General features: G+C 38.6%; 6 protein-coding genes. All 6 read left to right on the top strand.

Going from position 1 to position 12,200, the window contains the following annotated elements:
* Positions 1-2: 2 nt before the first annotated feature.
* The 6 genes from AC3WV0_RS16455 to AC3WV0_RS16430 all read left to right on the top strand — a co-directional run bounded on the left by AC3WV0_RS16455 (position 3) and on the right by AC3WV0_RS16430 (position 12,193).
* Complete coding sequence (locus tag AC3WV0_RS16455; protein WP_488847161.1) at positions 3-1,631, top strand: T6SS phospholipase effector Tle1-like catalytic domain-containing protein; 1,629 nt, start codon at positions 3-5, stop codon at positions 1,629-1,631.
* Positions 1,624-2,697 carry a DUF2931 family protein gene (locus AC3WV0_RS16450; RefSeq protein WP_488847160.1) on the top strand — a complete coding sequence of 358 codons (1,074 nt, stop codon included), beginning with the start codon at positions 1,624-1,626 and terminating at the stop codon, positions 2,695-2,697. Before AC3WV0_RS16455 ends, AC3WV0_RS16450 begins: the two co-directional genes overlap by 8 nt.
* A 355-nt stretch (positions 2,698-3,052) precedes the next feature.
* Positions 3,053-3,463, top strand: coding sequence for a type VI secretion system tube protein TssD (gene tssD / locus AC3WV0_RS16445; RefSeq protein WP_029296847.1), 411 nt, complete (start codon positions 3,053-3,055; stop codon positions 3,461-3,463).
* Between the two features lie 217 nt (positions 3,464-3,680).
* The gene (locus tag AC3WV0_RS16440; protein WP_488847159.1) at positions 3,681-5,846 is read left to right on the top strand and encodes a type VI secretion system Vgr family protein; all 2,166 of its coding nucleotides are present in this window, start codon (positions 3,681-3,683) and stop codon (positions 5,844-5,846) included.
* Positions 5,847-6,032: 186 nt separating this feature from the next.
* Positions 6,033-7,292 carry a tetratricopeptide repeat protein gene (locus tag AC3WV0_RS16435; RefSeq protein ID WP_488847158.1) on the top strand — a complete coding sequence of 420 codons (1,260 nt, stop codon included), beginning with the start codon at positions 6,033-6,035 and terminating at the stop codon, positions 7,290-7,292.
* Between the two features lie 173 nt (positions 7,293-7,465).
* The gene (locus tag AC3WV0_RS16430; protein WP_488847157.1) at positions 7,466-12,193 is read left to right on the top strand and encodes an RHS repeat-associated core domain-containing protein; all 4,728 of its coding nucleotides are present in this window, start codon (positions 7,466-7,468) and stop codon (positions 12,191-12,193) included.
* Positions 12,194-12,200: the final 7 nt, after the last annotated feature.

The raw sequence follows: 12,200 nt of genomic DNA, 5'->3' as shown, positions 1-12,200 counted from the left end.
TCATGAGCATCGAGTATTTTGTAGAAGGCAAAGTTGTCACCCAGACAGGTGGTAATTACAAAGCCTACGCTAAAGAAGGCATCAGCCACAACAGCGCAGTGTCGGTGGAGCAGAAAGGAAAAGAGACGGGGGTAAGCTACAATCCGGCTCAGAAAATCAACCCCAATGACAAGCCTGTTAATACTATTGATGTAACGCTGAACTTGTTCTTCGATGGAACGCTTAATAATAAAACAAACACACAGGCAGGCGCACGGCAGGCGAATCCGGAAGGCAGCTATGCCAATGATTTCAGTAATGTAGCCAGGGGCTATGATTGTATTGATTCGAATGCTCAGAATCAGGTATCTTACTATGTGGAAGGAATCGGAACGGTAGATAATAAATCAGACAATGATACATTGGGACTTCCTATACGCGGAGCGGGAATGGGAGTAAGTGCCAGAGGAGTGAAAGCTAAGGCAACAAAAGGCTGTGTGAAAGGTGCAGAAACTATTCAAAGAAAATTCCAGGGTAAGAAAATTGATGTTCTTACCGTCAACGTATATGGATTCAGCAGGGGAGCGGCTGCGGCGCGCCATTTTTTGCATATTGCAGGGACAACTGCCAACTCGCAGATGATTTCAGACAAGCAGATCCTTGTTTATCCGCCTGAAGCCTACGAAAAATCAGATACAGAACCCGAATCATCACAATACATTATTGTTAATGAACAGGATTTCCCATTACTCAAATATGGATATTTTGGCGCCTGCCTCATTCAGCAGAAAATTCAGGTTAAAACGGTACGTTTTAATTTTGTTGGTCTCTATGATACGGTTGCTTCATTCGGTATCAATCATAAGGGAACTTCATTATTCGGCTTCAGCATTATTGATGATGACTCTAAACAGCTTGGGCTAAATGCAGTGAGAAATGCGGCTTTTGTATTGCAGTTGGCTTCATCCGATGAATATCGTGATAACTTCAGCCTTACCAATATAGACAGCGCTGGAATCAGGGGATTGCAGCTTACTTTGCCGGGAGTACACTCAGATATCGGCGGCGGTTATGTAAATAATCAGGAAGAAAAAGTATTGCTACATCAGGAAATTAACTCCAGCCGGGAATGTGAAAGATTCAGGACTATGTTAATTGATGAAGGGTGGTTTAATCCGGAACAAATATGGATCGAATCCAGCATTATTCCGTCACGTACAGCAACAGTAAAATATAAACTTTGGGGTAAGCGAAATGTATCGAATGAATACGATAAAGTATCATTAAAAAATATGTTTTATTACTCCAAACAATTTGATGTGAAATATGATGAAGGCTTAGTGGCAGATCATGAGATTAAAGATAGCTTTATCGGGGATATCAGCAACAAACTTACTGCAAAATATATTGCTACCTGTAATAATTTAAGGAATGAGTATGTAAAAGAATATAATGATGGAAAACATCCTTCAGCGGGAGAATATATCAGCAGAGCAGGCAGTTATTCTTACCTGGATTCTGAAATTGATGTTAAAAAACTGAGAAACCTTTATCTGCATTGGTCCGCAAATCTTGATTCATTCGGTATGGGGCCTAGATTTTCCGGGCCAAGACCGGCAGCAGAACGCAAAAGATATATATTAAATGGATAAATGGAAAGCTTTTATTATTGCATTGGGAATGCTCCCGTTTATGAACTGCCAGGATATGAAGAAAAAAGATATGCCTATGCCAACTTATGACGTGCAGATTTCACATCCGTGGAACAACTATATGATCACCCCTATAGAAGACAAGATCATCACATTGGAAGGAGTGCCGGCAGGTTTGCCTTACGGAAGTTCATCCGGAACATGGGGCGATTCGGGAAAAGGATTTACGGAACAGGGAGGCACACCAATAGGAGCTGATATCGTATATTTCTCCAGGTACGAAGATATTTTTTATCACCTTAAAGCAGATTTTCCCAAAGATAAAGTTTTGGATTTGGTTCAGCGAGCCTATTCCAACAACGAATCCGATTCTTCTGATGAGCCGTTAAAAGAATTTATAAATATCAAAGATGAGCCTGATTATTACGAAAAGTATAATAAAGCAGGAATGTCTTATTATAAATTCGGAACCCTCGTATTTGGATTTGCTCCGAAAGGAATGGTTGTTGTGTGGCTTAAATTCGGATATGTTTCCGTGCAGCTCGGTGAATTTCAGGCTGAGGTCGTAAAAGACGATAAAAAATACGCCGATAAGCTGTTTTCAAAGATTTCGCAGACACGGGAAGAAATTAAAGAACGTATGTTCATGCCGGACGCATCACCCAAAGAATGGAAGAATTATCAGAAAAGATACTTATGGGCTCCTTCTATCATCTCAGAAAATAATGGTTTCCGCTTATTTAAAATACAATCTGAATATTATAATGGCGAAAGGGAAATCATGCTTCGCCCTTGGGGAATAAAACCTGCCGTCAAAGAAAGAGCCGTTCCTAAAGAAATTTCTTTCTTCTGGGAAACCGGAAAAGGACAGGCTTTTGAAGGCCGTGCTTTTTTCAGCTGGGAAAAAGTGAATGAACAGTTTGAAAAAGCGGGCAAAAATTTTAAACTCGATTTTAAAATAGCTCCTGATAACAACAGCATGGAGATTTTAATTAATAACCGCCCGGTTCCAGCTGACAGTACGAGAATATATCAAAGTGATGTTAAATTTAAAGAGTCTTATTAAAACATAACTTTATAGTCATTAAAACTCAATTCCGGCAGAGTAAATTCACTGCCGGATTTTTCTTAATTAGGTTTAAAAAAAGGTTAATATAATCTTAATATTTCCCTTTTTTGTGTAATTAATTATTAGAATTATTTATACATTTAAGGGTTTAATATATTGATATATAATTTTTTATGGTTGTAAATATATCTTTTATCGTAGAATTACGACATCAAATCGTAGAATTACGACAAAAATAAAAATTAATATTCCAAAACTTTTAGAATACAAATTTGTGATCTATCTTTGACTCAACAAATCAGACAAACCAACCAAATCACAAAATATTATTAACGATTAAAATTTACGAATCATGGCAACAAATTCAAGAGGAATTTTAAAATTCAACGGAGGCGAAGGTCAAAAATTATTAAAGCTGAACTACAGTGTTTCAAGATCTACTGACGTATCTGGTAGAGTAGCTTCAGACCCTTCAAACGCATTGATTAAAGTTACAGTGGAAGCTACTGAAAAATCAGACATTCTTGAAAGCTTACTCAACGGAAAGTACAAGCCTACAACAGGTGAAATCACTTTCAATAAATCTCACGAAGAAGGAACTCTTATTACGCTTAATTGGGAAAACGGATACGTGATCCAGCACGAAGTAGACTTCGATGCCGTAGACGAAAACAGCATGCTGATCAGCTTTGTGGTAAGCGCTGAAACTATTGATTACGGTAACTCCAAGTACGAAGGGCTTTGGCCAAGCAGCGGTAACTAAACCTACAATCATCTTAGTAAAAAATAAAATTGGTTACAGAATAGCTCAGCTCGTCGGAGTAGCTATTCTGTTTTTTTTATTTTGAATTAATTATTTCTGCCTGTCAACGGCAAATCAGCATTTAATTATCAATAGGATAATGGGTTTATTTGATTTATTATCAGGTAAATTTTAGCATGTTAAAATAAAAAATACCATCAACCAAAATTTTAAGGCTATGTTTCAGGATGATAATACACCGAAAATATCTTCTGCAGGAGCGTCTTCCAATATAAAACCTATGGGAGAAATCAAAAAAATGGCAGAAAACCAGGCAGTAAATAAAGCTACAGAAAAGATTCAGGAAAAAACAAAAGGCACCGCAGATCAGGTAACGCAAAAAATGGCTCAGGCACAGGCTTATACCGGAGTTGTACAAAGCACATCCGGAATGCTTCTCAACCAAAAATTACAGCCCAATTCCCCCACACTGGTAGAAAATAAAGTCTGGTCTCAGCAGCCGACATCAAAAATACATAATGCCAATGCAATCCCTGAAAGCCAGATTCAGGGAATTAACCGCGTAGTAAAGCTTGATATCTTAGTAGAAGGTAAGCCTGTAAAACATTTCAAACACTTCCGCCTGGATCAAAGTGCTGTCAGACATCACGAATTCAGTCTGATGCTGGCCCATGACACACTGGGAAATGCAGAAAATCACAATCTTGAAGAAGCCCAAAGTTTTTTAGGAAAAAGAATTACAGTTGTTTTTAAATATAAAGACGTTGAAGACGGTCCTGAAAGAAGCTTTATAGGCATTATTACGGAAGTCGGATTCAGTCAGGAAAAAGGCAGTCTGGGAAATATTGTGCTCACCGGATACAGTCCGACCGTTCTTCTGGATGCTGCACCGCATATACAAAGCTTTGGCGGTGGCCAGGAAATCAGTCTTAACAGTATTGCAGATCAGGTCATTAAAGAAGGCCTCGGAAACGGAAAGTTTGATTTCCGGGTAGATGCTCAGCACGGAAACGTCTCTTATAGCTCACAATATGAAGAGACCCACTATAACTATTTAGCAAGAATAGCAGAAGCCTACGGAGAACAGTTTTATTATGATGGCGAAGTCCTCCACTTCGGAAAACTGCCCCCGCAGGAACAGCCTGTAAAGCTTACGTACGGAAGCAGCGTCAACGATGTTAAAATAAGAATGAAAGCTCAGCATGTGAATCCTAGTTTTTATGGCTATAACAGCAGTAAAAATGAAAAATTAACAACAGGCAGCTCCAAAATTACCCATACTTCAGATATCCCAAAACGGGCTTATGAAATTTCAGAAAAAACATTTACAACACCTTCATTAAGAGTTGCTCCTATCAAAGCTGCATCTTTTATGGATGTGGAAACTTCTCAGAAAGGAACAGCCGGCAGCAAGGCTTCAGATGTGTTTGTAACCTCAGGAACAACCACGGTTCCTTTTCTTTATCCCGGCTGTGTCGCTGATATTGAAATGCGGAAAAATGAAAGTAATGAAACCTCGTATTTTACCAAATTAATGATTACCGAGGTTCATCATGAGGTAGATGCTAGGGGGTACTATATGGGGACGTTCGATGCTATTGCTTCAGATACAGGCTTTATTCCCCGTCCTGAATTTCAGTTTCCAAAAGCAGATGCACAGTTTGCCAAAGTAATTTCTAATACTGATCCACTGAATCAGGGAAGGGTACAGGTACAGTTTGACTGGCAGAACGGATCAACCACCACAGAATATATCCGCGTTATGACTCCCGATGGAGGAGGCAGTGAAAAGGTAAGCAAAAACCGTGGATTTGTAGCCATTCCCGAAGTTGGCGATCAGGTAGTGGTCAATTTTGCACACCAGCATCCGGACAGGCCTTTCGTGATGGGCGGAATGTTCCACGGTGGAGTCGGCGGCGGCGGCGGTACCGGAAATAATATTAAAAGCTTAAGCAGTAAAAGCGGGCATACCATCAGCCTCGACGATGGTGGCGGCATGACGGTAAGAGATAAGGATCAGAATACGGTTTTCCTTGATGGTGCGGGAAATATAAGTATTGATAGTAAAATTTCTATTGCCCTGACGTGCGGAAGCAGTTCTATTGTCATGGATAAAGATGGAAATATTATGATCAAAGGGAAGGAAATTATTGTTCAGGGAGACAATATCGGTGTTGGAGGAACAGCAAGCATAGGAATTGGAGTTGGTCCCGAAGGGGGAAGCCCAACATCGGGAATCGGTATTGAATCAACAACATTAGATGTCGGAACAACCACTCTTTCCATGGGAGCGAAGACTGAAGCCAATCTGAGCAGTGCCAAGGTCAACATTGGAGGAGGAAGCGAAACCAATATCGTAAGCGGAACGGTAAAACTGAATTAAATCTTTGTTAAATTTTATTTGAAATTTTAAACTTTCCTTAATTAAAATAAACTTTTTTTTTTCTCTTTTAACATGAAGTATTTCAGGTTTTAAGAATAAGAATAGACTTAATTTCTTAATGTTTAAAAATAATTCAAACTTAAATTAAGGAAACGTCTCTGCGTTCAAAACTAAAAATTAAAATTAATGAATCCCGTAGATCTGGAGCTGGTAAAATTAAAAAGAAAATGGCAGAATGTCGTTAAAAATAACGCAGGAAAGCCCATGTTCATTGCCTTAGGGGAAAAACATGAAACTGATCTTTTTGACGGATTTATAAAATCAAGACTTTCCGAAGATTATGATGATGAAGATATTTTCCTTATTCATTATCAGGAGTTTAATGGAATGGATTCTTACGGTCAGGCTTTATTTGAAGAATGGAAAGAATATTATGAGATGCTTGAAAAAAGCCAGGAAAATATTCCGGAATGGGGGCTTACGATTTCTGAAAATAAGTTTAAAACCGATGCCTGTAAAGCATTTTTTCCGCTGTTGGATGTAAAGAAAAATTTTCCAACGATCAAGAATTCGAAGATCTTTCTGTATATCGCTCCGGTAAGGATCAGCAATATCGAAGAATTGTCAGTTTGGGTAAAAGAATGGTGTGAAATCTGTGAAAAATCAGGAAACCAGGATATCAAATTGGTATGGGCAGAACATCATACATACAAAACATTACCAGAGAATCCATCTGCACACAGCTTCAGGGTTGAGGTTGATATTCACCAGCTGATGCAGAATACCGCAGCACATACCAACAGAAAGAAAAACAGTGCAGACACCGATTTTCAGCAGCAGATTCTCATAGCGAGCAATCATTTGAGTAAAGGAAGATATAAAGAGGCTGAATTTTCTTTAAAAAACGCCGTAAAATTAGCCAGAGAGCAAAATAACAAACAAGGTGAAATTTCCGCTTATTTTATGCTGACACAGGCTTACGTAGTGGACAAAAAAAAGGAAAAAGCCGAAGATACGTATCAAAAAATATTTGAAGAGGTAGAACCTGATTCTCCGCTGGAAATTCAGATGTATATGAATTACGGTAGCTATTGTCTGGGTAATTCAAAAAAAGCAAAGGCAGAAAAGGCATTCGAAAAAGCCGCTGATATTGCATTAAAAATCGGTGAATATGCGATGGCGATTGAGTGTTACAGAATTGTAGGAACATTAAATGATACGGTTCTCACCAGAGATAAGATGATTCGTTATTTCGAAAAATGTCTGGAAACCGCAAGATTAATGGAGCCTTCCACAAGAGAATCCAGCAGTCTGAAATTTGTTGCTTCCATGCTGATGATTAAATATGAAAATGATACAGAAAAGAAAGATGCTTTAGATAAAGAAATGAAAAATTATTTTGGGGAAGACTGGAAAGTAAGTGTTGAGAAGCCAAAATATGATTAAATAAATGAAATTTCACCATTAAAATTTAACTAAGAAGTTTACAATATTAAATTTCAATGCTTTAAATAAAATCTATTTGATTTTTCTTAATTAAACTTAATTACTTAAATATTTAATGGTTTAAAATTAAAGTTCTGCGGTAAATTATTAAAACCAAATCACAAATAAATATCATGGCAGATCAAAATAAAATTAAAAAGATAAAGGTTGCAAAGCCAGATATGAATCCGGACCGGTCTTGGAAAGTCAATGCGGATGTAACATCATTCAGCAAAGAAAAAGCCACGCAGGGCTGGAAAAATGGAATGAAAAACAATTTCGATTCCCTGAATCCTGTTTCTATGGCGAAGTCTTTAGGCGGTAATGATGACGTACAATCAACAGCAGCAAGCGGTAGTGGCGGAGTAACATCTGTAACGTCAGAAAATGCCGCACCGCAAAGCAAGGTGAAACTTATTAAAGTTAATACCCCTGCCATTACCCCAACTGCGATTCAGCATACCAGTAAACATTTTGATATTGTTCTGGCCATTGATATTCATTGGACATTGATTCCGCCACCGCCGTCATTCATGCTGATTCCTTTGCCGCTGCCACATCCTTTCATAGGAATCGTTTTTGATGTGATGGATTATATTCAGTTTACTATCCCGATTCCACAATTTATCAGAAATTTAAAACCCGACCTTCCGGAAGGAATTCCCATGGGAGGGTCAATATATGTCCACGGAAGACACAAAGCCACCACAACGACCAGTGTTATGGGAGTTGTCATACCTTTCAGGCACATTACTTCTCTTATTCCGGTGTACATGATTCCTTTTCTTCAGGAGGCGCCGCATGAAGGCGAAGTGTACTATGGAGCACAAACCGTTTTAGGACAGGGAAGTAAAATGAGCGGAAACCAGCCACAGCAGGTTCTTACGTGTATGGGATTGCCTTTCGGAATGACCATGCTTCCTGCAATGCCGGATAAGCCTAAGAAGAATCCACTTGCTTATTTTGCATTTTATAATAATTTTTCAAGCTTATACATGCAGATAAATACGGGAGGTCCTGTTCTCGTGGGTGGTGCTTTTGTTCCGCATGTTTATACTCCGGGCGAAATGCTGATGCGTTTTGCAGGAATGGCTTTAATGAGAGGTTTGACGAAAAGCCTGGGTAAAGGAGTTACGAAATTTAATCACTTTTTACAGGGGAAATTCGGGAAAAATAATCCTCTTTCGAAAGCGTTGTGTAAAGTTGGCTTAGAACCGGTTAATTTCGCTTCAGGAGCCATGTTGTTTGAATGGGATGATTTTGAGATTGAAGCCGGAACACCACTAAAATGGGAAAATGTCTGGTACAGCGACAGACCGTATCAGCACGGGATGCTTGGAAACGGTATTTTCAATTCTCATGACCTTTATATCGTTCCTGATGGAGAAGATGAGGTTGCTGCGTGGGTTCATCCGGAAGAGCTTCAACCAATGCCGATTCCTCTTCCGTCAGTTGGGGAAGAATTAACCTATTACAGAAGCCGGAAAATCTGGCAGTACCGCCCGAATGAAAGTATCTGGATCATCAGAAAAGGAACAGATATTTATACGTACAAACGTTTTCATCATGCAGTAGAAGGCAGTATTTTTAAAGTAATTCAAATTGAATATGGAGACGGAACGATCAGAGAATATGAATATGAAGGGAGAAATATCGTTTTAAAAAATATTAAAGATGTTAAAAGCGGTTTTACGATAGAAACAACAATTCATCCCGAACTTAAAAAAATCACCGAGGTGTATTACTGCTATAAAAATCAGAGGGATCTGCAGGTACGTTACTCGTATGATGAACGTGGAAATCTTACGCATGTCTGGGATATCCATAAAAAAGCAATTGTTTTTGAATTTGATAATCAGAACAGAATCATCCGAAGAACCAACAGGAATGGAATGGGCTATCACTGGGAGTATGATAAAAAAAGCAGGGTGGTTCATACAAAAGGCTCGGAAGGTTTTATGGAAGGTTTTCTAAATTATAATGATGAAGAAGGATATACGGAAGTTATCTATCCGAGACAGAACAATAAAACCGAAAAATATTATTACGATGAAGATCTTCTTATATATAAACAGGTTGATGGTGAAGGCGGAGAAACCTGGTACGATTATACTTCCCACAACGAATTAAAAATGACCGGAACGCCTGAAGGACGGGTTCAGGGCTATACTTACGATGAATTTGGAAATATCAAAATTTTCCACACACCGGACGGAGAAGAATATCATTACCAGTATAATGAATTTGGACAGATCATTGCGCGTTTTTCTCCTTCAGGAACTTCAGAAACCTGGAATTATGATGAAGAAGGAAGACTTTTAAGTTATACCGATCCCACAGATGAGACGGTAAGCTATCAATATCCGGATAATGAAAAACTTCCTGAGAGCAGTAAAAAACAGGCAATTGAAACCCGGTACGAATACAACAGCAGAAACCAGATTATCAGATTGACCAATACTATTGGCGACGAACAGTACTGGAAGTACGACGATTATGGGAGACTTTTGGTTTTCAGTCCGAAACGTTTAAACAGAACCGTCTGGAACCGCGATAAAATGGGACGTGTTGTTGAGGTACACGAACCCGGCCAATTGCCGCTGAAACTTCGCTACGATGCCTATGATCTTCCGGTATACGCCACCGACGGAAAGGCGGAATGGCTCATGAGCTACACACCGATGGGAAGCCTGAAGCGGCAGGTTCGAAGAAATGCTTTGACTTTTAAAAAAGAGGAAACCTTAATTTTTGGCTACAATGCATATGAAAATTTAATGAGCATCACCAATGAAAAAGGTGAAATATACCATTTTGAAAGGAACAATAATGATGAGATCATCGGTGAAACAGGTTTCGACGGACAACAGAAATTCTTTGTAAGAGATAAAGACGGAATGATAATTCAAAGCCGCAATCCACGCGGAAAAAACATTTTTTATGAATATGATTTAGGAGGAAGATTAACACAGACTCATTATCCCGACGGAACCTGGGAAGCGTATCAGTATGACACTTCAGGACTATTGATAAGAGCAGATAATGAGCATAGCAGCGTAGTTTTTCAGCGTAACAAATTAGGCCTAGTTACCAGCGAAAAGCAGGGTGAGCATTCTATTGATTATGAATATGATGATCAAGGAAATCTGATAGGCTTAAAAAGCAGTCTGGGCGCCGAAATAGATTATGCTTACAACGATATCGGCCAACTTAAAAAAGTAACAGCGGGTGCAAAAGAAGTTCACGAGCCCTGGCAAATGAATTTAAATATAAGCAGGAACGGTCAGCAATTCTCCCGGGAAATGACAGGAGGTGTTGAAAGCACTTTCGAGTTCGATCATGCCGGAATGCCGGTAAGCCAGAAAGTAATGATTCATAAAACCCAAACGGCTTTCCATAAAGATTATCATTGGACATCTGGAAGTCGGCTATTACAGATTTTGGATCGTATTACAGGCGGAAGAACAAAATTTGATTATGATGCTTTCGGAAGCCTTGTGGCTGCTCAGTATCCCAATGGAGAAGTTCAGTACAAAAATCCCGATGCAACAGGTTGTTTATACGAAAGTGCCAGGAGAACCGACCGTATCTACGACAAAGGCGGAAAACTGATGCGCGACAAAAACTGGTTCTATCACTATGATGAAGAAGGGAATTTATTATTAAAAAGTAAAAGACCCGTCAACAATGTAAGATCAGATCAGGAAAACGAAAATGAAAATACACATCCTTACTATAAAACAATTGCGGAAGACTGGCTGAATACGCCAACATTGCGTGATGAAAATAATTTACCGGACGTTCATGAAAATTCCCCAGAACAAATTCAAAATCCTGAATGGCAACCCGGCGACTGGGCCTATTCCTGGAATGCGAATGGAATGCTGGCCAAGGTAAAGCGTCCGGATGGAAAAGAAATAAGCTTTGCGTACGATGCGCTGGGAAGACGAATTTCAAAAATTGGAAACAAGAAAATAACTCGGTATATTTGGGATGGTAACGTTCTTTTACATGAATGGAGCTATGATATCAATGATGAACCGAAAACTTCCGTAGATGATAATGGACATATTATTGTTGAACAGGAAAAGGTAGAAAATGTTGTGACGTGGGTTTATGAGAAAGGTGAGTATGTTCCGTGCGCTAAGATTATTGACGGAAAAAAATTCAGTATTGTTAGTGATTATTTAGGAAGACCTTCTCAGTCTTTTGATGAAAATGGCAATTTGCTTTGGTCTGCAGAATATGATATATTTGGAATATCAAGAAATTTAAAAGGAGAAAAGAATTTTATTCCTTTCAGGCAGTTGGGGCAGTATGAAGATGAAGAATTAAATGGCCTTTATTACAACAGATTCAGATATTACGATAGTGAACAGGGCAATTATATTTCTAAAGATCCGATTAACTTAGAAGGGGGAATAGAATTATACAATTTTGTTCATGACACTAATAGTTGGATTGATGAGTTTGGATTATCAAAAACACCTACTAGAACACTTCAAAAAAACTGGTTAAAGTATGTAGGGGCCAGACATACAAACCCGGATATTCATCATGGTTTTCCAGAGGAATATGCAAGCAGATTTAAAAATGCAGCAGATATTGATGTGAATAACCCCGAATATTATTATAATCTACCAAAAGAAAAGCATACTAAAAAGCCAGGAATTCATACTAATAGTTCTAGAACTGGACAAAACTGGAATAAAACTTGGGGAGGAATTTTGGATCAAGTTGAAGGAATGAATTTGTCAAAATCTGACGCTAAAGTTTTTTTAGAAGATAGATTAAAAAATTTAGCAAGAAAAGAACGTATAAGTAAGCATAACGCTAAGGCAGTAAAAGGGGCTAAATACAAATAAAAAATGA

The organism is Chryseobacterium sp. 27AL, assembly GCF_057815395.1.
The sequence above is the reverse complement of the archived record's forward strand: the minus strand, read 5'-3'. Positions and strand labels throughout refer to the sequence as shown.